This window comes from Acinetobacter sp. BIGb0196 (genome assembly GCF_011759595.1).
Lineage (GTDB): Bacteria > Pseudomonadota > Gammaproteobacteria > Pseudomonadales > Moraxellaceae > Acinetobacter > Acinetobacter guillouiae.
The window spans coordinates 188,623-209,048 of sequence record NZ_JAAOZA010000001.1; the positions used below are offsets into that span (position 1 = coordinate 188,623).

Sequence of the window (20,426 nt, forward strand, 5' to 3'; positions counted from 1 at the left end):
CAAACCTTAGGGGTCTCCACTAGAATAAAATTAGGAAACAAAAATACATGTCAATGTTTAATGTTATTCGTAAAGAATTTCAATATGGTCAACATCAAGTTGTACTAGAAACAGGTCGTGTTGCTCGTCAAGCAAACACGGTTCTAATTACAATGGGTGGCGTAACAGTACTGGTTGCTGTTGTTGCACAACCTACTGCTAAAGCGGGTCAAGACTTCTTCCCACTTACAGTTAACTATCAAGAAAAACAATATGCTGCGGGTCGTATCCCAGGTGGTTATGGTAAGCGTGAAGGCCGTGCTTCAGAAGCAGAAACTTTAATTTCTCGTTTAATTGACCGTCCAATTCGTCCGTTGTTCCCAGAAGGGTATTACAACGAGATCCAAGTTACTGCAACAGTTGTGTCTTCAGACAAAACTATGGACGCTGACATTGCTGCAATGTTAGGTACATCTGCTGCACTTGCAATCGCTGGTACACCTTTCCGTGGTCCAATCGGTGGTGCACGTGTTGGTTTGATCAATGGCGAATATGTACTTAACCCAAATTTAGAACAACTTGCTCAATCTGACCTTGACCTTGTAGTTGCAGGTACAGAATCTGCAGTATTGATGGTTGAGTCTGAAGCAAAAGAACTTTCAGAAGACCAAATGTTAGGCGCTGTGCTTTTCGGTCATGACGAAATGCAAATTGCAATCCAAGCGATTAAAGAGTTTGCTGCTGCCGCTGGTGCAACAGAATCAACTTGGACTGCTCCAGTTAAAAACGAAGATCTTCGTACAAAATTAAAAGACGCATTTGAAGCTAAAATCTCTGAAGCGTATACCATTGCTGTTAAGCATGACCGTTATGCTGCTTTAGATGCACTTCAAGCTGAAGCAACTGCTCAATTCGTTCCTGAAAATGACGAAGCTGGCATTGCAGATGACTTAAACGAATTATTCGAAGATCTTAAATACCGTACTGTACGTGACAACATCCTTTCAGGAAAACCACGTATCGATGGTCGTGATACTAAAACTGTTCGTGGATTAGACGTACAAGTGGGTGTGTTAGATCGTGCTCATGGTTCATCATTATTTACACGTGGTGAAACTCAGGCGTTGGTTACAACGACTTTGGGTAATACTCGTGATGCGTTGATGGTTGATACCTTGTCTGGTACAAAAACTGACAACTTCATGTTGCATTACAACTTCCCTGCATATTCTGTAGGTGAAACAGGTCGTGAATCTGGTCCTAAGCGTCGTGAAATTGGTCATGGTCGTTTAGCACGTCGTGGTGTACAAGCTGTTCTTCCACCAGCTGATCGCTTCCCGTATGTGATTCGTATTGTATCTGACATTACTGAATCAAATGGTTCATCTTCAATGGCTTCTGTATGTGGTGCTTCATTATCACTTATGGATGCAGGTGTTCCTCTTAAAGCGCCAGTTGCTGGTATCGCAATGGGTCTAGTAAAAGAAGGCGAGCGTTTTGCTGTTCTTTCTGACATCTTAGGTGATGAAGATCACTTAGGTGATATGGACTTTAAAGTTGCTGGTTCTGCAAATGGTATTACTGCGCTTCAAATGGATATCAAAATCGAAGGTATCACAGAAGAAATTATGGAAGTTGCGTTGAATCAAGCCTATGCAGGTCGTATGCATATTCTTAATGCAATGAACCAAGTGATTTCACGTGCACGTCCTGAAATTTCTATGCATGCGCCAACATTCCAAGTGATCAACATCAATCCTGATAAGATCCGTGATGTGATTGGTAAAGGTGGTGCGACAATCCGTCAAATCACAGAAGAAACAAAAGCAGCGATTGATATCGAAGATAACGGTACTGTCCGTGTATTTGGTGAAACCAAAGCGGCTGCTCAAGCTGCGATTGCAAAAATCCAAGCGCTTACTGCTGAAGTTGAACCAGGTAAAATCTATGCTGGTCGCGTGATTCGCATCGTTGAATTTGGTGCGTTTGTAAATATCATGCCAGGTACAGATGGTTTACTTCACATCTCTCAAATTTCAAACGAACGCGTTGCAAACGTGACTGATATCTTGGCTGAAGGTCAAGACGTTAAAGTTCAAGTTGCTGACGTAGACAACCGTGGTCGTATTAAATTAACCATGAAAGATGTAGACCAAGCATAATATTTGCAAGGTTTAAATCCTTTAGGGTTTGATTAAAATTTAATACAGAAAAGACTGCCTTGTGCTTCGCCAAAGTTACAACTTTGGCTTGCTCAGGGCTTTTTTTATGGCATGATGCATAACAATAAAGACCAAAAATATCGTGAATATGCAAAGCTTTTATTTTTTTCAACACACAGATGAACCTTATACCTGTATACAAAAAGAACCTGTTTTTAATGCAGAGCAACAATTTGTCTGGGTGGATTGTACCCGTGAAGATGTGGTCAATCGTGCTGAGCTATGGCAAAAAGAAATCTATAATGCGACCGAAATTCATCTCAATGAATACCATATTCGAGATATTTTAAATATCGAACATCCATGCGCATTTGATGCAATGGAAGATTATGATTTATTGATTTTTCGTAAATTAATTACCCCAGATGATCAAATCGATAGTGGCGAAGATGCCCTTGAACAGCATGATCGTGTTTTTGGTTTGGCGTCCTCGCCAGTCAGTTTTATTATTACTTCACAAGCTTTAATCACCATTCATGAAAAGGGCAACCATGCCTTTGAAAGTTATCTTGCACGTATTTTCAATATCATGAATAAGAGTTTAGAAGAACAGAATAAACCACGTAAATTACCGACTACGCCTTTAGATTTAGCACTACGCTTGCTGAATAGTATGATTGATGGCTATTTGGATTTACGTAATCCTCTGTCTCGTCGGGTTGAATTCTGGCAACAAGAACTTTTGCAAGGCAATCGCCGCTTTACCAAGTGGCATCAACTGTTTCAGGAAAATCTGGTTTTTCAACAAATTGAAAATTTGTGCGAAGAACAAATAGATTCCCTACAGGAACTTCGAGATGAAATTGTTGAAAATTATGCGCATTTAAAAGGTAAAAAGCGCACTGAAAAGCAAGATATTATGTTGGTTCGCGTGGATGATCTGGTTAGCCATGTTGAGCGTATTCAAAAATATACGGTACGCTTAAGTACCGCAATTCAAACTGCAATAGATTTACATTTTTCTGCCATCGCCAATCAAACCAATGAGAATATGCGAATTCTTGCGATTATTACTGCGGTGTTTGCGCCATTAACCTTATTAACAGGGGTATATGGAATGAATTTTGAATTCATTCCTGGTTTACGTAGCCCGATAGGCTTCTGGGTGATGCTGGGTGTGATGTTGGGCTGTACGATTGGGCTGTTAATCTATTTTTACCGCCGTCATTTGGTCGGACGTGGTGAAAGAAGTGTGATTGATATGTTGGCACAACAGCATAAAAATCAGCACGTCAATTTACTCTGGTTTTTAGATTATGAACCGATCAAACAAACCATGAAAGAAGTCGAAAAAATCACAAAACTGAAATAATTAAGCATTATTCTAGTTGAGGATTTATCTGAGCTGTCTTTTGTAAAATTAAGTAGAGTTGATCTTTTAATCTTAATTTTTTCCGCTTGAGCTGCTCAATATTTTCATGAATATGATTGAGTGGATCAAGCTCAAGGTGACTGATTTCACGATCAAGTTCATCGTGGTCAATCAAAAGTTTAGCAAAATGCGGATCTTCTTGTTTTAAACTACACATGAGATCGCGGTGTTCTGGGAACATGTGTTTCAACTTTTTATTCATTACTTTCGAATTCATCAGAGCTCATTAACCTCTTTGTCAGAAAATTCTAAACGAAAAAACAAAAACGGAGAGACAAGTTCTCCATCATGACAGGTTAAATATTAACCTGTCACTAGGCATTAACATTTTGAAATGAATTAATGAGTATGAAGGTGAAGATGTTTGACTTGTTTACGCAATTGTTGAACTTCATCAAGTAAATCCATCATCATTGCAACGGCAGATAAACTGGCTTCAAAGTCACGTTGTAAACGATAGGCACGACGTGCGCGTGAGATGTCTTCTCCAAAAAATTGATGAATACGATCTTCAGGACGTGCAGGTAAAATTTCATATTCAAGCAATTGCAAAATCCAATCCGGACTTTGACCGCATGCCTCAGCAAAGTGCTTGAGATCTAGATTTAGGTTTTCATCCACGATTTCTGCATCATGGAAACCGTCATAGACAATTTCACGATATTGAATAGTTGTCATGATTGCTCTCCTTTAGCAAGGCTATGTTGGTATCTATAAAATTATGAACGGGGATTAAAGTCAGTAAAAGCATCAGCAAATTGTTGATAGGCTTTTTGCTGTGTTTCGGTGGTTGCTTTGGGATAAACAATATTGATCACCAAATAAAGATGACCTGGGGTTTTATGCGGTATCCCTTTGTCTTTTAAACGGAGTTGCTGATTGGGTTTGGCATTTTGTGGCACAGTAACTTTTACTTTGCCTGCAGGGGTATCAATTTCAATACTTTGACCAAGTGCTGCTTCCCAAGGTGTGACATCAACCGTGTAATAGACATCAGCACCTTCAACACGGATACGGTCAGTGTCTTGGTATTGGATCTCAATATAAAGATCGCCATTTTCACCACCGTTAATTCCAGCTTGCCCTTGTTTAGCAAGGCGAATTTGCTGACCTTCTTTCATGCCTTTGGGGATTTTAACTTGGAGGGTTTTCCGTTGTACCTCGGGTTCACCATAGGCGTTATAGGTTGGGATTTGTAAGGTGATACTCTGGGTTGCGCCTTCATAACCAATGCTTACAGGAATTTCAATACTGGCATGTTGGTCTTCACCTTTATAGCTGCGTTGTTGCTGAGAGCCGCGTTGCCCAAAATCTTGTTGATGTCCACCGCCAAAACCACCACCGAAACGTCCAAATAGATCTTCAAAACCACTAAAATCTTGTCCACCACTGCTACTGTACGAACGATGGAATTGGCTACCATCAAAACCACTTTGACCTGTAGATTGCCCACCAAACCCACCTGTATTGGCATAGGGGTTATCGAGTTCAAAATCGTATTGCTTTTTCTTTTCTTCATTACTTAAGGTGTCGTAGGCGACATTGATAGTCTGCATTTTTGCTTCAGCATCGGTTTCTTTACTCACGTCGGGATGATATTTACGTGCGAGTTTTCGATAAGCTTTCTTAATTTCGTCTGGTGTCGCACTTCTAGAAACACCCAAATCTTCATAATAATTTTTTGCCATACTTAAGGTCATTATTTTGTTTAACTTTATTCTAGTTTTATGCCTTTTTGGCTACAGATGGAAGAGCAACTTAGTGTGGTTATTGTTTCAAAACTTATCTAGCACAAAAGCCCGCTTATTGCTGATAAAGGTGGTGTTTCATGTTCTATGGGCTTTGTGTGTTCGGGTTGGTGCTTTGGTTAAGTAAATGACGATTCCAAATAGCTATTTAACCTTTTAATTTATAAAACTTGCTGATTATGCTTTGAATTTTAATTGAAAAAAAAGAGCAAACTGAATTTGCTCTTTTCTTGGTAAAAATCGATAGTTAAATTTCTGCAAATTTAAACCATTCAGATCTTAATAGATTAACTCAAATGCTCACCAAACAGATTCAAAGCTTCTTTTGCAGTGAACTGATATTTTTTATTGCAAAATTGGCAATCCATTTCAATTGGATTTTGAATTTCTAGAGTTTCTTTGACCGCATCTAGACCAATCTGGATCAATGCATTTTTGCATTTATCGCGTGAACAGGTGCAATTGAATTGAAGCTGTTCAACGTCTGGAAGACGAACCTCTTCTTCATTGTATAAACGGTAAAGAATTTCTTGTGCAGTTAAATCCGTCAATTCTTCAGGCTTTAAGGTCTGCGTCAACATAATCAAACGTGGCCATAAATCTTCATCTACACGTTGTTGTTCTTCTTCATTATTACGTGGTAATAACTGAATCAGTAAACCGCCTGCATTGTGGTGCGTGCTTGCCAAGACAATACGTGTTGGAATTTGTGCAGAAAGGTCATAATACTGCATTAAACAAGCCGCAAGCGTCGGTTGATCAAGTGGCACAATCCCTTGATAACGCTCACCAAATTCAGGTTCAATATTGATAAATAACACAGGTTGTTGCAACGTGCTGAGCACAGTACTGCTGTCTTCACTCAACATAAAATGCGGATCTTCTTCATAGTCTGCAAGTGCACGTACATCACCTAAATGGTTGCATTCAGCCATCGCCCATTTAAATGTACCTTGTGCTTGAATTTGTAAGCTAATACGTCCTTTAATTTTTAATGTGCTTGCAAGTAATGCTGTAGCACTCAACATTTCACCCAATAAAATGCGCACAGCAGGTGCATAATTACGCTGCGATAGAATCGTTTGTAGTGCTGTATCTAAATGTACAATTTCACCACGTACAGGGCTATCTTCAATATAAAAACGTTGACGTAAATCAGACATAAAATTCTCCAAATCCCTGTTTAGATGGTGGCGATATTATAAATCACAAGTTTATTTCACCTGAAAAACGGTGCATCTTAAAGTTAATTTTCGTCATCACGCATAATATTAATACGATCATGCTTGGCATGTGCGGTTTGAGCTTTTGCTGTGGGTCTTTCTAAGCCTGATTCATCCAAATCTGGAACATCTTTATATTGCTCAGGATTGTGGTTTTCAACTTGCGCATCGCTTTCAAACAGGTGCTCAAGCTCCGAAATAAAGTCCCGATAGCTTTCAAAAAGCTTTTGCTCATCGGTATAAATACGCTGTTGACGTGTTAACAGTTCTTCATCGTAGTTTCTAAATAGCTCAACACTATCATAAGCCTCTTGTTTACTCATGCCCAGTTCACACAATGCTCGATAACCCATACCCAAGGAGGTTAAATAGGTTTCACGCCAAATATGTTTAACTCCGACATCACGCAGGAGGTGCATGTGATAACGATCTCGTGCTCGAACCAATAAGGTAAGGTTTGGATAATTGAGCAAAATATGTCGCGCAACATTCATTGAATCTTCAACATTATCAATTGCCAATACAAAAACCTTGGCCTGCTCAATTCCGGCTGCACGGAGTAAATCGGGTTGAGTCACATCGCCATAATACAAAGTACCACCATAGCGTCGAACAAAATCAATTTTTTGTAAATTATTATCAATGGCGGTAAAGGTAAAATGACGGATACGGGCTAAACGAGCAACAATTTGCCCTACACGACCAAAACCAGCAACAATAAGAGCAGGGTGTTCGTTGGGAATTTCATCGTATTTCGGTGCACTGTCTTTATTGATTAATGGCAATACTTGTGTACTTACCAACCAGAAGAAGATTGGGGTCAGTACCATGGATAAGGTCACAATTAAGGTGATGGGCTCCATGATTGCTTCAGCCAGTACTTTTTCGCTTTTTGCCACGTTTAATACCACAAAGGCAAATTCACCCCCTTGGGCTAAACAGGTTGCGACCATTAAACTGTTGGTCCAACTCATTTTTTTATAACGTGCAATGGCTGCCATCACGATCATTTTGATTAGAATTAAACTGATTGCGCCACCAATAATCAGTAATGGCATATCTGCAATTAACGAGATTTGCGTGGTCATTCCCACCGTCATAAAGAATAAACCGAGCAATAAACCTTTAAAGGGCGCAATACTGGCTTCAAGCTCATGACGGAATTCAGAGTCAGCCAGAAGCACACCTGTTAAAAAAGCGCCTAAGGTTGTGCTGATCCCGAGTGTATCCATCAACAACACCACACCCAGCACGATAAATAGGCCAACAGCTGTGATCAGTTCTGTTGCACCACTTTTTGCCACAAAGCGGAAAAATGGTCGCATCACATAACGGCTAAACAGAAATAAACCTGTAAACGTGGCGATAATCGCAGCAAAGTAAGCAACGCCATGATGACTTGATTCGCTACCTGCTAAGAGAGGAATGATGGCAAGTAATGGAATCGCAGCAATATCCTGAAACAGTAAAATTGAAAAGGATTGCTGACCATGGGTGGTATTGAGTTGTTGTTTTTCTTCCAAAAGCTGTAAAACAAAGGCGGTTGAAGAAAGTGCTAAGGCAAAACCAATCACAAAACTTGCAGGGAGTGATTGTTGAAAGATTAAATAGATGGTTCCCATCAGCACCAAACCAGTAACCCCGACCTGTAAACTTCCCATTACAAAAATGGATTGGCGCATTTCCCATAAACGCTGTGGGCGAAGTTCTAAACCAATCAGGAACATCAGTAAAATCACCCCAAATTCGGCAAGGTGCATGATTTCCTCTGGATCATTGGCGATGTTAAACGCGCTTGGACCTAGAAGTATTCCTGTAAATAAATAACCCAGTACGGTGGCAATACCGAGTTTTTTCCCTAGAGGAACCAGAATTAATGCTGCACCAAGGAAGATGGTGATTTGGAGTAACAGTGACATTCACTTGCCTTAAGTTTTTTTCTTTCTTTAGAAATTGTAGCGTGATTTTGTGATTGACTTGGAGATATTTATTGAGAAATTGTCTTTTTACCCAATAAAAATTTAAAAGTGATTAGCAAGGTAAAAACGAGAACTGATGTGTAAATAAAGACGTGATAATAAATTGTATTGAAAATCCATTGCTTTATATGGCGGTAGATTTTTGCATTTTTCTAAATGATCTATTTATGCTGATGATCGTGGGCTTAAATGGAATACTATATTTTTCAATTTATTTAGAAAAACTTAATAAAATTTAAATTTTATTTAAAAATTCAATTGGGAATAATTCTCATTTGTCTTAATATAATGGAATCTTAACTTTTATAATGACTAGAATCTAAGATGAAAAAAATGACAAAAAAAATTTTCTGTGGGATCTTCTTATTGTTTGTAACTCAACTTTCATATTCATATTATGGGAGTTGTGAAGATATTCTAATGGATTTAAAGCTTTTCTGTAATGGTTCATCAGGCGGTCCTGAGTGTAAAAGACTAGCTGAGTCAGCTAGCTCCTGTCCACCTAATGACGTAGGTCAATTACCAAGAATAGAAGTAGAGGCTATAAAACCTAGTCCATTCCCTAGCATAAATGATCCTTGGCTTGGTGGTGGTACTTCTGGTGGAGGTGGTGGTTCTACGAGCACGGGTCCAACGTCGAGTTCTGAGGATACGGAGTTTATTGTACCTGCTTTTACCCAGACACAATGTTCAGCGGATAGCACTTCTAATCCTATCGTGATTGCAAATGGAAAAAAAATACAGCAGGAGCTAGATTTTACAACCACTGGTGAGATGCCTTTAGCGTTTATTCGCTATTATGATTCTTTTGCGAAAGGTAATGCTAATTTTTCAATTAATGGACAGTGGAGGCATAATTTTGATTATCGTTTAGCTATAGATCCTCAGGGAAAGAGAATTCGACAATTACCCAATGGTGAAAATTATTACTTAAATGAATTAACGCGTATTCAGAAATCTAATAACGAATTTATTGTTAGCTTACCAGATGGTGGGGTTGAAGTTTATACGTTAAATGGAAGGTTGCTTAGTAAAAAGAATGCTTATGGTATCGGTTGGATACTTTCTTATGATGAAAATAAAAGATTAATTAAAGTCACACATACCAATGGAAAGAGGATTGATTTAACTTGGAAGCAAGGTGGTATGTTGAGTTCAGTCACAGATCCATCCGGGAAAAAATATAATTATATTTATAATACATATGATTTCTCTTTTGAATTTTTCAATATTAATTGGACGATAAAAATCCCCTACTTAGCATCAGTAACTTATCCTGATAGTTTAGGTTCACGAACTTATCATTATGGAGAAAATGGAGCTGTCTCCGATATGCTGAGTGGGATATCGATTAATGATAAGCGTTACAATAGCTATTCTTTTAATGGAAAAAAAGCGGTTCAAAGCGGTCGTAGCGATGGTACCCAAGTTGATAGGTTAACTTTTGGTGATAACTATACAATAGTTACCAATCCTTTAGGCGCAGTTTCTAAATATATTTATACTGATAATAAAAAAAATAAACTGGCAAAAGTAGAAAGAAGTGGGGTAAATAACTGCCCGAATAGCAGTATGGAAAATACTTACGATAACAATGGATATGTGATTTCCACCAAAGACTGGAATGGCGTAGAGACACAATATCAGCGTGATCGTTTTGGCAGAGTCACTCAAGAAACTATAGGTATCCAAAATAGTGATGCTTCCAATGCGTATATCAAAAAATATAGCTACCTTGGAGAAACCAGTTTAATCACTCAAATTCAAATGCTTGATGGATCTAATCGTTTAATTCGAGAGGAAACTTATAGTTATTATGCTGCAAATGAACCCGCTAAAAACCGCTTAAAAAGCTTCTCCGTCTGCGACCAACACAGTTGTCGTAAAGAACAATACAGTTATACCTTCCATGCCAATACGATGCTGGCAACGATGGCCGTCACTAAAAATGGAAAGATCAGCCGTTATATGTATGACACAGCTGGAAATCTGATCGAGTTTAAGAATGCCTTGGGGCAAACCACGACATATAGCAATTATGATGCTTTAGGCAATGTGGTTAAAATTACTTCAGCCAATGGGCAAGACATTCAATACAGCTATGACAGTCGGGGGCGAGTAACCAGTGAAGCCTTGAAAAATTCACTGGCGAGGTATATCCAAACACGTTATGAATATGGAGCTTTTGGTCGTACCAAAACCATCTATCCAAATGGAATGGTTGAAAAAACGACCTATAACGATAATGGAACGATTGCCAGTATTAGTCATGGCACTGCCCGTAATGTCATCAGCCAACAGAACTACAGTTATTCCAATTTGGGTGTCCTACAACGAGTAGAGTATCGTGAAGGTAATACTGTTCGCTACGCTCGAGCAAATGACCAAAACCAGTTGGGTTGGATAACAGCAGACAAAGGTAATAATGGTCAGAACATTGCTCGGGAATATGATGGCAATGGCAATGTGATTAAACAAAGCAATGCACTGGGCCAGGTAAAAACCTTTAGCTATGATGCCATGGGGCGTTTGCTGACAGAAGGTCAGCTAGATGGCTCAATTGTAAGATACACATGGGATTCCCTAGGTAACTTAACCTCAGTCACTGATCCAGCTGGTAATACAACCACCTATAGCTATAACGGTTTCGGGGAAGTTCTTACCCAGAAGAGCCCAGCCACTGGTCAAACCAGCTACACTTATGACAATGATGGGAATCTCATCAGCTTGACCCGTGCCGATGGCAGTATCACCAATTATAACTATGATGCCTTGAATCGAAAAACTCAGGCCAGAACAGGTGATCAGGTTCAAGTCTGGCGTTATGATGATTGTACCAATGGCATTGGAAGATTATGTGCAACCTCAGATGGGATAACGGGTAAAGGCTATGGTTATACCAAATCAGGCCAACTCACCGTTCAAGTGACTAAAATTGATGGTACAGAATACAATTATTACTGGTTATACGATGATTATGACCGTGTGTTTCAAGAAGGTCATGAACTAATATTTAATAGCGTGTATATATATGACGAACTGAATCGAGTCAAGGAGGTAATATTCAAATTCGATACAGATATTATCATAACTGTGGTGAGTAATATTCTTTATGAACCCTATGGTGGAGTTAAAAGTTGGACCTATGGCAATGGTCTGACTGAAAAGCGCAGTTATGATCAGGATTATCGCTTGACTGGTATTCGTGGAAACTTACAAAACTATGATTACAGCTACAACAGCAATGACTGGATCACGCAAGTCAAAGATGTTGTAGACGATAGCAAGAGCCTTAGTCATGAATATGATGCGATGGGCCGTTTACTTGGTTCTAGTACAAATGTACAAGCACTAAGATGGGGCTACGATACGGGGTCGAACAGACTGAACCAGTCCAGTAATGCAGCACGTTATGAAATTTCTGCTGGAAATCAGCTTAAATCAATGACCACTGCTGCGGGTATACAATCGTATAGTTATGACACGCTTGGAAACTTAACTGCTCGTACAGGTCCGGTCGGAACAGCTAATTACAACTATGCTTATGATGGTTTTGGGCGTCTTAAAACAGTGAAATCAGGTGAAAGCGTTACACGTTATGATTATGATGTGGACAATCTTCGCAGTCGTAAAGTCAATGGTTCAGCCCGCACAGATTATATTTATACGCCTGATGGTCGTTTAACAGCAGAGACATGGCGAGTTGGTAGCATAGGCCGTTTCTATATCTGGTTAGGTGGCGAACCTATCGCTCTGTTCACAAGAGGTGATGTACATTTCATACACAATGATCATTTGGGTCGGGCAGAATCAATTACTGCCCCAAATAAGTCGGTGGTGTGGAAGGCTTCTAACGGTAGTTTTGGGCGTACAGTGACGAATGAAACATTAGGTGTTTTTAATCTTGGATTCCCTGGGCAATATTATGATGCAGAGAGTACACTTTGGTATAACTGGAACCGTTATTATGATGCAAGTATAGGGCGTTATACTCAGAGTGATCCGATTGGATTGGCGGGTGGTTTAAATACCTATGCTTATGTAGAAAATAATCCGATTAATTACACAGATGAAAATGGGCTTAACCGTAATGGCAGGCTTCTGAATCCTTCTGGTGGATCAGCTCTTATTAACTATCAAGCGGTGTCTTTAATAAATCAAATTCGACGTTATGATCCATCATTTAATTATTCAACAATTAGTAATACTTACAGCCCAGCAAGATATAATAGAAGCAATATTAATGAGTTAACTGAAAAGCTACGTAATGCTCAAGCAGCAGGCCAATGTGGAAGTGGTGTCTCCAACCAAAGACAAACCAATCCTGTTGAAAAAATTACTAATCTTAGACCAACTCATGGCCCAACAATGAGTAGAAAAGATTTAAATGAACTAACGCAAAGTATTAGGCAACAAGGTGTAAAAGTACCAGTTACTGTAACAAAATATAATGGTCAGCTATATATTCTTGATGGTCATCATAGGGTAATTGGAGCCAATCGATCAGGGATATTTGAAGTGCCGATTGAAAGAGTTGAATTACCATATGGTTATTACAGAACTCCAGCAGATCTTATATACACACCAGGAGGGTATTAATGGATATTATTTATTCTATTCGAGCAAACATAATATCTTGTAGAAATGTTTTGTTAAATGGAAATCCCAAAGAGCATATTGTTGATTGCATCCAATATGTTGTTGATAACTCTTCATTCGTTCAAGTGGAGAGTACACGTAGAATACTTGATTTTTGTTTAAAAGAAGTATTATTACAAATTCAATCCTCCGATTTCCGTAGCGCAGGAATGATTTTGAATTTAATACACAATCTACCGCTAGATAAAGAAAAAGAAGAATCATGGGATGTTGATTATTTTTTATCTTCAGAATTAATTACTTTTTTACGAAATTATAAAACAATCATATCCGCAAGAAAAATAGCATTTTTTATCTGTGGAGAGTTAAGCCCTAAATATATTGAATAAAAAGTATTGAATAGAATGACGAATATAGAAAATATTAACAAAATGCTTTTTGAAAAGAGCATCGTTATTAAAATGAATTTTGATTTTGAAGATCTTTCCTATAACTTAATTCTGGAAATAGGATCGGATTTAGATGATCCTAGTCCTCTAATTATATTATTTAAAGATATCTCTAATTTTCAGCTTAATGATTTTGGAGGAGGGCTTAATCAATTTATGTTTAGTCAAATAACTAAAAATAATGATGGTTTGGATAGAATAAAATATTCCTTTGAGGACGAGGATAGAGAAAAGGTATTTTTTAATTTTTATTCATTTGAAATTCTTTAAGGTAGTTTTTTATTGTCATAATAATTTATATAATCTAATTCTTGGAGTGGTTAGTATGAATGAAAGATAATTAAATAAGCTGATAAAAGTATTAGGCAATAAGGTGTAAAAGTACCAGTTACTGTAACTAAACATAATGGTCAGTTATATATACTTGATGGTCATCATAGAGCAATTGCATCTCCACGAGCAGGGATATATTAATAGAGTTGAGTTGCCATTTAGTCATTATAGGACCCCAGCAGATCTTATATACACACCAGGAGGTTACTAATGGATAGTAAAATTAATCCTATTTGGGCAGACATAATAGGTAGTAGAAATATTTTACTAAATAGAAGGATAAATGAGTGTGTTGCCCCTTCCCTTCGAGACGCAATAGATAACTTGTCATCTATTCCAGTTGAAAGTACGCGAAGGATATTTGATTTTTGTTTAAGAGAAGTACTATTGCAAATACAATCCTCAGATTTCTATAGTGCAGGTATGATTTTGAATTTGATACATAATCTACCTCTAACTATGGAAAAAGCAAAATCATGGGATGTTGATTACTTTTTATCTATTGAATTAAGTACTTTTTTGGAAAACTTCGAAATAATCATATCTGCTAGAAAAATAGTATTTTTTATCTGTGGAGAGCTAAGTCCTAAATATATTGAATAAAAAGTATTGAATTGGAATCAGCACCATGAAATTGATAAAAATACTGATAATTACAATTTACTTAATGGCAGGAAGTGGTTGTAATACATCAATATTCGTTTATGCAAGCAATTGAATCAAGATATGAGGATATTCAACATACAACAACAAACTCAACTCAATTCTTGCGGATCAACATCTATGGTGACTTTCATCGTAGAAGGTTTGCTATGTAACAGCTGTTGCCACCATTGGCGAATATAAAAATGCATTTTTGCCCGATCTTGAGAAAGCAAAACCACATGGGCTTGGTAACGCCCTGCTTTACGTTCCATCGGCGCTGGAATCGGTCCCCAAATATCAATTAAATTCTCTTCGGCAGTTTGTCTAAGGAGCTGCGTCATTTCAGTCAAAAACTTTAAATTTTCTTCCTGATGCTTTGAATCACAACGGATCAAAGCTGTATAACGAAAGGGTGGAAGTAGTGCGGCTTGGCGATCTTTTAAGGTTTGTTTGGCAAAGGTCCGATAGTCATTATGAATCAAGGTGTTTAATAACGGATGATCCGGTCTTAGGGTTTGTAAATAGACTTCACCCTTCATTTCACCACGACCCGCACGACCTGCAACTTGAATAATTAATTGCGCAGTACGTTCTGTAGCACGGAAATCCACACTCAACAAACCTGCATCGATATCCAAAATTGCCACTAAGGTGACATAAGGAAAGTGATGTCCTTTTGCCAGCATTTGAGTACCAAGTAAAATGGTCGGTTCACTTTTTTGGATTTGATCATAAATCTTTTGCCAACTGCCAACCCGACTGGTTGAGTCACGGTCTACGCGTAGGACGGGGAAATGAGGGAACAACTCATTCAAAGTTTCTTCAACTTTGGCGGTTCCCATGCCGATAGGCTTTAATTGTTGTTGATTGCATTGAGGGCAAGCATCAGGCATACGATTAATCGTGCCACAATGATGACAATGTAAATGCTGATAAGGCTTTAAATGCAGGGTAAAGTGAGCATCGCAGTTGGGGCAATTGGCCTGCCAACCACAGCTTTCACAGATAAGCACAGGGGCATAACCGCGCCGATTTAAAAAAATCAGAACTTGTTCTTTTTTCTCTAAACGTTTTTTGATTTCAGCAATCAAAACATCACTTAAGCCATGCTGTTTTTTTGCCACTTTTAAATCAATCAAATGCATTTTCGGCATAATTGCGGCACCAGCACGTTGATTTAACTCAATCCGTGTCAGCTTTTCTTGGCGAGCAAGATAATAACTGTCGATGCTTGGCGTGGCAGAACCTAAGATAATCGGGCAATTTTCTAAATGTGCACGATACATGGCCACATCGCGAGCATGATAGCGAAAGCCTTCTTGTTGTTTAAAAGAAAGATCATGCTCTTCATCTAAAATAATCAAACCCAAATGTGGCAAAGGCGTATAAATTGCAGAGCGTGTACCTAAAATAATAGAGGCTTTGCCCGTTTGCGCATGCTGCCATGCTTGTAAACGTTTAGTGTCATTTAAGCCTGAGTGCAGTAAGGCGATATTGCAATGAAAACGTGATTGAAAACGACTGATGGTTTGTGGGGTTAAGCCGATTTCAGGCACTAAAACCAAGACTTGTTTGCCTTGTTTAAGTACTTCATGCATCACTTGCAAATAAACTTCGGTTTTACCACTCCCAGTTAAACCATCCAATAGAAATGCTTGATATTTTTTCTGCGCTTTTAAAATCGCTTGAATGGCTTTCTTCTGATCGTCATTTGGCGTGAGTGGCATCTGTGCCAATTGCACAGGTTCTGGCGTGACATTTTGTGGTTCTAAATCACAACGAACAATGTCTTTTTTCTCAAGGACTTTGAGTGTGGCTGTTTCAACACCACTTAAATTAAGAATGTTTTCCTGTGTCCCTTTCGGGTGTAGCTTTAAAATTTTATAGGCTTCTTGTTGTTTTTCAGAACGCTTAACTTTGTCTTCGGCATGTAAGTCTAAAAGTTTCCAGATACGTGCCAATAAATTATAAGGTTTACCTTGGCGTAATAAGGTAGGTAACGCCGTTTGAATCACTTCACCGATAGGAAATTGATAATATTGTGATGACCATGTCAATAAACTTAAAACTTTACTGTCTAGAATAGCCTGTTCATCTAACAGTTCAGTAATGGCTTTGAGTTTGAAATGAGAATCCACAGGTTCATCAATCGGTACTTTCTTAACAATAACACCAATCAGATTTTGTCTGCCAAAAGACACTGCAACACGCGCACCGACTTCAGCTTGCGCATATTGTTCAGCGGTGACTTGGTAATCAAAGCAGTCATTCAAATAGACTGGAACAGCAACTTGAATACGATAAATCGTCTGTGGCGTAGCAAGGGTATTCGACATTTTTAATTTAGTGACTCATTAATTTAGTGAGGCTGTGATGAAATTGTTTCATGTCCAGATTCGGCTTGTGTTAGAGTGTAACAGTCATCTATAAACATGAATATGAATGATTTATAGGGTATGACGCAACAGCGTAATCAAAAAATTTTGGAAAACTAGAGCATAATAATGCCAGCATATCAATTTACTGCAATTGATGCTTCAGGAAAGCAGCAAAAAGGCGTGTTAGAAGGAGATTCCGCACGCCAGATTCGACAACAACTACGGGACAAGGAATTGATTCCTGTCACGGTGGATGCTGTTGAACAAAAAGATAAAAATAAAAGTTCAGGATTTTTTCAACGTAAATTCTCGGCTTATGATCTGGCTTTAATGACACGTCAACTTTCTGTTTTGGTCGCTGCTGCGATTCCTTTAGAGGAAGCATTACGAGCAGTTGCCAAACAAAGTGAAAAAGTGCATGTACAAAATCTTTTACTTTCGGCACGTTCAAAAGTGCTTGAAGGGCACTCTTTGGCTCAAGCGATGCAACAAACAGGACGCTTTCCAGATTTGTATATTGCGACCGTTGCTGCGGGTGAACGTTCAGGGCATTTAGATTTAATTTTAGATCAATTATCTGATTACACCGAAAACCGCTTTGCGATGCAAAAGAAAATTCAAGGTGCGATGATCTATCCAATCATCTTGATGTTTATGTCTTTTGCGATTGTGATGGGGTTAATGACGTATGTTGTTCCAGACATTGTTAAAACCTTTGACCAAAGTAAGCAAGCCTTGCCATGGATCACTGTGGCGTTAATGAAAGCCAGTGAGATTATTCGGCAGGCTTGGCCCTTTATGCTGGTGTTTAGTGTGGTTGGGATCTTTTTATTGATTCGGTTCCTACGAACTTCTGCTGGGCACTATGCTTTTGATCGTTTAACACTCAGATTGCCATTATTTGGTAAATTATCTCGTGGTATAAATGCAGCGCGTTTCGCCAGTACCTTATCTATTCTTACCCAATCAGGCGTGCCATTGGTTGATGCTTTAAAAATTGGAGCAGCGGTGAGTAGCAATTGGGTGATACGAGATGCTGTTAATATTGCAGCAGAGAAAGTCACAGAAGGTGGAAATCTTGCAACACAATTGGAGCGTTGTGGTTATTTCCCACCGATGATGGTACAAATGATTAAAAGCGGTGAAGCTTCGGGTGAGTTAGATCGAATGTTAAGCCGTGCATCAGATATGCAGGATCGAGAAGTATCCTCATTTATTTCAACATTATTGGCTTTACTGGAACCCTTAATGTTGGTGTTTATGGCTGGTATTGTTTTGGTTATTGTGATTGCAGTCATGTTGCCAATCGTCAATATGAACAATATGATTTAAGCCAATTATTTTTATAAAGAATATATAGAGAGTAAGCAGATGCAACGAAAGATGAATAGGACTCGTCAGTCAGGTTTTACCTTAATTGAAGTGATGGTTGTGATTGTTATTTTAGGCGTACTTGCAGCATTGATCGTACCCAATGTGATGGGACGTGGTGAAAAAGCCAAAGTTGACACCACTAAAATTGCATTAAAAGGTGTAGCGGGTGCTTTAGACCAGTATAAACTGGACAATGGGCGTTATCCGACAAGCCAAGATGGTGGTTTAGACGCGCTTGTAAATCAACCTGCAACGGCTAAAAACTGGTTACCTGGTGGTTATGTTAAAGGTGGTTATCCGAAAGACAGTTGGGAAAATGATATTCAATATGTGATCCCAGGTTCTGAAGGCCGTAAATTTGATTTATATTCGTTTGGTGCCGATGGTAAACAAGGTGGTGAAGGAAATGATGCAGATATTTATTACCAACCTTAATTGAAGATTATTTAGGTTATTATTTATGGGATTAATCACTTCATTTAATCGAGTTAATAAATCTTGAGTGAAGTGATAATCTTTCTTGTTTGCTAAAGTGTATTTAATTTATTGAAATATAACAGCTATTTAAAATAACGATGTTTGAGAGTTATAATAAGAATTATTCCCATATTTAATAGTTACAAGAAAGTTAAATTGTGTATAAAAATAGACTTTTTATTTAATTAAAAGCTTGCATAATAGTTCTCAGGGCAATCTGAATTGCTTAGGAGGATGAGATGAAAGCATTATTATTACCAGATGAAATCAGCCAGTTTCATTGGACTATGCTCAAATCTGTTCTTTTAATTTTGAGCCTATTACCGATTAGCCAGTTTTTTCTCAATATTTGGCAAGTTGCCGATGCCAATAGCCAGATCATGATTGGTTTTATGGCGATTAGCGTATTTAGTGCATTATCTATTATTAGTTTTTATAATGCCTTAAATTTGACAGTATTTCAGTTAAAAACTGAATTCTCATCATTATTAGAACAATATTTAGTACGTTCATATCGTTATGTGCCAATGTTATTTTTAGCTGCAATGATGTCTTATTTGGTGACTCAACTTTAGTTGAAATATCATGGAAAACCGAGGGTATAATCCTCGGTTTTTTTGCACTACAATTTAATGATTCAGGTTTATTCAACTAAGTCGGCTGAACAAGGCTCATGGTGATTTTGCGCACAATCGGTAAGATAAAAAGTAATACTGGAAAGGCAATCAGCCAAGAAATCCCCCAAGCTGAAAGCCATGTGTATAGCGAAAAATTCTCAAAACCCATGCTTCTGAATGTACTGATACATGAAACAATAAATGTCATGATAATGGACAGTAACAAAGGTAAAACAATCGCTGCATAGCGATTTGGAATCTTTTTAAAATTAAAATAAGACGATTTAGAATTTTGCACTTTTTACTCCGTAAACCAACAAACGCCAGTGCCGCATCAAAATATTAAAATCTTGATTTAAATAGCCCCAAGCCTTGTTGGAGATATGTTGGCACGTTGATTGACGTAAACGTTTACGGCTTTATGATCAGCGAAAATAATTTAGCATAAACTTGAAAAAAATATAATAAAAAATGCGCCGAAAATATTTTCAATTTCGTTTTGATAGGGCTTGGATTGAACATGATTGTCTTTTTAACAGGATCATTTGTCTGTTTTGTATAAGGTTGATCGCTTTAAATTTATCTAAAATGATTTTATCTCTTGAGATGAATTGATAAAAATACGAGGACTCAGCAATGCAACAAATAGAATGGAATGATTTTCTTAAGGTAGAGTTACGGATAGGAAAAATTATTCAAGCCGAAGTGTTTGAGAAAGCGCGTAAGCCTGCTTATATTTTGCATGTTGATTTTGGCGAAGTGCTCGGTGTGAAGAAATCGAGTGCGCAAATTACCAACCTGTATCAACCTGAAGATTTAATTGGGAAGCTTGTGGTTGCTGTTGTGAATTTTCCAAAAAAACAAATTGGACCGATTCAGTCAGAGTGTTTAGTGACGGGTTTCCATAATCAAGATGGGCATGTGACGTTGTGTGTGCCTGATGCAAATGTGCCATTGGGAACAAAGTTACTTTAATCATTGAATCAAGCGCTTTGTTGAGGTTGACCTCATCTCCTTAAACCAGAGATGAG

17 protein-coding genes and 1 pseudogene are annotated in these 20,426 nt (G+C 38.2%); 11 read left to right on the top strand and 7 right to left on the bottom strand.

Annotated features, from left to right (window positions below; genetic code table 11):
- The first annotated feature begins 53 nt into the window (after positions 1 to 53).
- Positions 54 to 2,141, top strand: coding sequence for a polyribonucleotide nucleotidyltransferase (gene pnp / locus FHR28_RS00815; protein WP_171066962.1), 2,088 nt, complete (start codon positions 54 to 56; stop codon positions 2,139 to 2,141).
- A 148-nt stretch (positions 2,142 to 2,289) separates the two neighbouring features.
- Entirely contained in the window at positions 2,290 to 3,513 is a 1,224-nt protein-coding gene (locus FHR28_RS00820; protein ID WP_004725517.1) for a magnesium transporter CorA family protein, read from the top strand.
- 7 nt (positions 3,514 to 3,520) lie between these two features.
- Here the strand turns inward: FHR28_RS00820 and FHR28_RS00825 are convergent, their stop codons facing one another.
- The 5 genes from FHR28_RS00825 to FHR28_RS00845 all read right to left on the bottom strand — a co-directional run bounded on the left by FHR28_RS00825 (position 3,521) and on the right by FHR28_RS00845 (position 8,463).
- Positions 3,521 to 3,790, bottom strand: coding sequence for a YdcH family protein (locus FHR28_RS00825; RefSeq protein WP_004725519.1), 270 nt, complete (start codon positions 3,788 to 3,790; stop codon positions 3,521 to 3,523).
- Positions 3,791 to 3,912: 122 nt separating this feature from the next.
- A complete protein-coding gene (locus FHR28_RS00830) occupies positions 3,913 to 4,251 on the bottom strand; it encodes a chaperone modulator CbpM (protein ID WP_004725521.1) in 339 nt (112 codons plus the stop codon).
- A 41-nt stretch (positions 4,252 to 4,292) separates the two neighbouring features.
- Positions 4,293 to 5,261, bottom strand: coding sequence for a DnaJ C-terminal domain-containing protein (locus FHR28_RS00835; RefSeq protein WP_166781758.1), 969 nt, complete (start codon positions 5,259 to 5,261; stop codon positions 4,293 to 4,295).
- A gap of 347 nt (positions 5,262 to 5,608) precedes the next feature.
- A complete protein-coding gene (locus tag FHR28_RS00840) occupies positions 5,609 to 6,484 on the bottom strand; it encodes an Hsp33 family molecular chaperone HslO (protein WP_004725526.1) in 876 nt (291 codons plus the stop codon).
- An 83-nt stretch (positions 6,485 to 6,567) separates the two neighbouring features.
- On the bottom strand, positions 6,568 to 8,463 hold the full coding sequence (locus FHR28_RS00845) for a monovalent cation:proton antiporter-2 (CPA2) family protein (protein WP_166781759.1): 1,896 nt from the start codon (positions 8,461 to 8,463) through the stop codon (positions 6,568 to 6,570).
- A gap of 393 nt (positions 8,464 to 8,856) precedes the next feature.
- Between FHR28_RS00845 and FHR28_RS00850 the strand changes: the two genes are divergently transcribed.
- The 5 genes and pseudogenes from FHR28_RS00850 (at position 8,857) to FHR28_RS00870 (ending at position 14,507) form a co-directional block, all read left to right on the top strand.
- The gene (locus FHR28_RS00850; protein WP_228722009.1) at positions 8,857 to 13,122 is read left to right on the top strand and encodes an RHS repeat-associated core domain-containing protein; all 4,266 of its coding nucleotides are present in this window, start codon (positions 8,857 to 8,859) and stop codon (positions 13,120 to 13,122) included.
- Entirely contained in the window at positions 13,122 to 13,511 is a 390-nt protein-coding gene (locus FHR28_RS00855; RefSeq protein ID WP_166781760.1) for a hypothetical protein, read from the top strand. Before FHR28_RS00850 ends, FHR28_RS00855 begins: the two co-directional genes overlap by 1 nt.
- Positions 13,512 to 13,526: 15 nt before the next feature.
- The gene (locus FHR28_RS00860) at positions 13,527 to 13,841 is read left to right on the top strand and encodes a hypothetical protein (protein ID WP_166781761.1); all 315 of its coding nucleotides are present in this window, start codon (positions 13,527 to 13,529) and stop codon (positions 13,839 to 13,841) included.
- 144 nt (positions 13,842 to 13,985) lie between these two features.
- Positions 13,986 to 14,045, top strand: a pseudogene (locus tag FHR28_RS22100) (hypothetical protein); the annotation flags it as partial.
- Between the two features lie 69 nt (positions 14,046 to 14,114).
- Complete coding sequence (locus tag FHR28_RS00870) at positions 14,115 to 14,507, top strand: hypothetical protein (protein ID WP_056517367.1); 393 nt, start codon at positions 14,115 to 14,117, stop codon at positions 14,505 to 14,507.
- Between the two features lie 152 nt (positions 14,508 to 14,659).
- Here the strand turns inward: FHR28_RS00870 and FHR28_RS00875 are convergent, their stop codons facing one another.
- The gene (locus FHR28_RS00875) at positions 14,660 to 16,885 is read right to left on the bottom strand and encodes a primosomal protein N' (protein ID WP_034617817.1); all 2,226 of its coding nucleotides are present in this window, start codon (positions 16,883 to 16,885) and stop codon (positions 14,660 to 14,662) included.
- 168 nt (positions 16,886 to 17,053) lie between these two features.
- On the opposite strand from FHR28_RS00875, the gene gspF reads away from it, so the two are divergent.
- The 3 genes from gspF to FHR28_RS00890 all read left to right on the top strand — a co-directional run bounded on the left by gspF (position 17,054) and on the right by FHR28_RS00890 (position 19,353).
- Positions 17,054 to 18,259 (top strand): type II secretion system inner membrane protein GspF, encoded by a 1,206-nt coding sequence (gspF, locus tag FHR28_RS00880; protein ID WP_004725548.1) that lies wholly within the window; start codon positions 17,054 to 17,056, stop codon positions 18,257 to 18,259.
- Between the two features lie 39 nt (positions 18,260 to 18,298).
- A complete protein-coding gene (gspG, locus tag FHR28_RS00885) occupies positions 18,299 to 18,736 on the top strand; it encodes a type II secretion system major pseudopilin GspG (RefSeq protein ID WP_004816754.1) in 438 nt (145 codons plus the stop codon).
- Between the two features lie 281 nt (positions 18,737 to 19,017).
- A complete protein-coding gene (locus FHR28_RS00890) occupies positions 19,018 to 19,353 on the top strand; it encodes a hypothetical protein (protein ID WP_004725552.1) in 336 nt (111 codons plus the stop codon).
- A 76-nt stretch (positions 19,354 to 19,429) separates the two neighbouring features.
- Here the strand turns inward: FHR28_RS00890 and FHR28_RS00895 are convergent, their stop codons facing one another.
- Positions 19,430 to 19,693: a DUF2798 domain-containing protein gene (locus tag FHR28_RS00895; RefSeq protein ID WP_004725554.1), complete on the bottom strand. Its 264-nt coding sequence runs from the start codon at positions 19,691 to 19,693 to the stop codon at positions 19,430 to 19,432.
- 338 nt (positions 19,694 to 20,031) lie between these two features.
- On the opposite strand from FHR28_RS00895, the gene FHR28_RS00900 reads away from it, so the two are divergent.
- Positions 20,032 to 20,370 (top strand): tRNA-binding protein, encoded by a 339-nt coding sequence (locus FHR28_RS00900; protein WP_166781762.1) that lies wholly within the window; start codon positions 20,032 to 20,034, stop codon positions 20,368 to 20,370.
- The last annotated feature ends 56 nt before the right edge of the window (positions 20,371 to 20,426 follow it).

Excerpts from the sequence above, each read along its gene's own strand:
- pnp (WP_171066962.1), top strand. The coding sequence starts at position 54 with ATGTTTAATGTTATTCGTAAAGAATTTCAATATGGTCAACATCAAGTT.
- FHR28_RS00820 (WP_004725517.1), top strand. The coding sequence starts at position 2,290 with ATGCAAAGCTTTTATTTTTTTCAACACACAGATGAACCTTATACCTGT.
- FHR28_RS00825 (WP_004725519.1), bottom strand. The coding sequence starts at position 3,790 with ATGAATTCGAAAGTAATGAATAAAAAGTTGAAACACATGTTCCCAGAA.
- FHR28_RS00830 (WP_004725521.1), bottom strand. The coding sequence starts at position 4,251 with ATGACAACTATTCAATATCGTGAAATTGTCTATGACGGTTTCCATGAT.
- FHR28_RS00835 (WP_166781758.1), bottom strand. The coding sequence starts at position 5,261 with ATGGCAAAAAATTATTATGAAGATTTGGGTGTTTCTAGAAGTGCGACA.
- FHR28_RS00840 (WP_004725526.1), bottom strand. The coding sequence starts at position 6,484 with ATGTCTGATTTACGTCAACGTTTTTATATTGAAGATAGCCCTGTACGT.
- FHR28_RS00845 (WP_166781759.1), bottom strand. The coding sequence starts at position 8,463 with ATGTCACTGTTACTCCAAATCACCATCTTCCTTGGTGCAGCATTAATT.
- FHR28_RS00850 (WP_228722009.1), top strand. The coding sequence starts at position 8,857 with ATGACAAAAAAAATTTTCTGTGGGATCTTCTTATTGTTTGTAACTCAA.
- FHR28_RS00855 (WP_166781760.1), top strand. The coding sequence starts at position 13,122 with ATGGATATTATTTATTCTATTCGAGCAAACATAATATCTTGTAGAAAT.
- FHR28_RS00860 (WP_166781761.1), top strand. The coding sequence starts at position 13,527 with ATGACGAATATAGAAAATATTAACAAAATGCTTTTTGAAAAGAGCATC.
- FHR28_RS00870 (WP_056517367.1), top strand. The coding sequence starts at position 14,115 with ATGGATAGTAAAATTAATCCTATTTGGGCAGACATAATAGGTAGTAGA.
- FHR28_RS00875 (WP_034617817.1), bottom strand. The coding sequence starts at position 16,885 with ATGTCGAATACCCTTGCTACGCCACAGACGATTTATCGTATTCAAGTT.
- gspF (WP_004725548.1), top strand. The coding sequence starts at position 17,054 with ATGCCAGCATATCAATTTACTGCAATTGATGCTTCAGGAAAGCAGCAA.
- gspG (WP_004816754.1), top strand. The coding sequence starts at position 18,299 with ATGCAACGAAAGATGAATAGGACTCGTCAGTCAGGTTTTACCTTAATT.
- FHR28_RS00890 (WP_004725552.1), top strand. The coding sequence starts at position 19,018 with ATGAAAGCATTATTATTACCAGATGAAATCAGCCAGTTTCATTGGACT.
- FHR28_RS00900 (WP_166781762.1), top strand. The coding sequence starts at position 20,032 with ATGCAACAAATAGAATGGAATGATTTTCTTAAGGTAGAGTTACGGATA.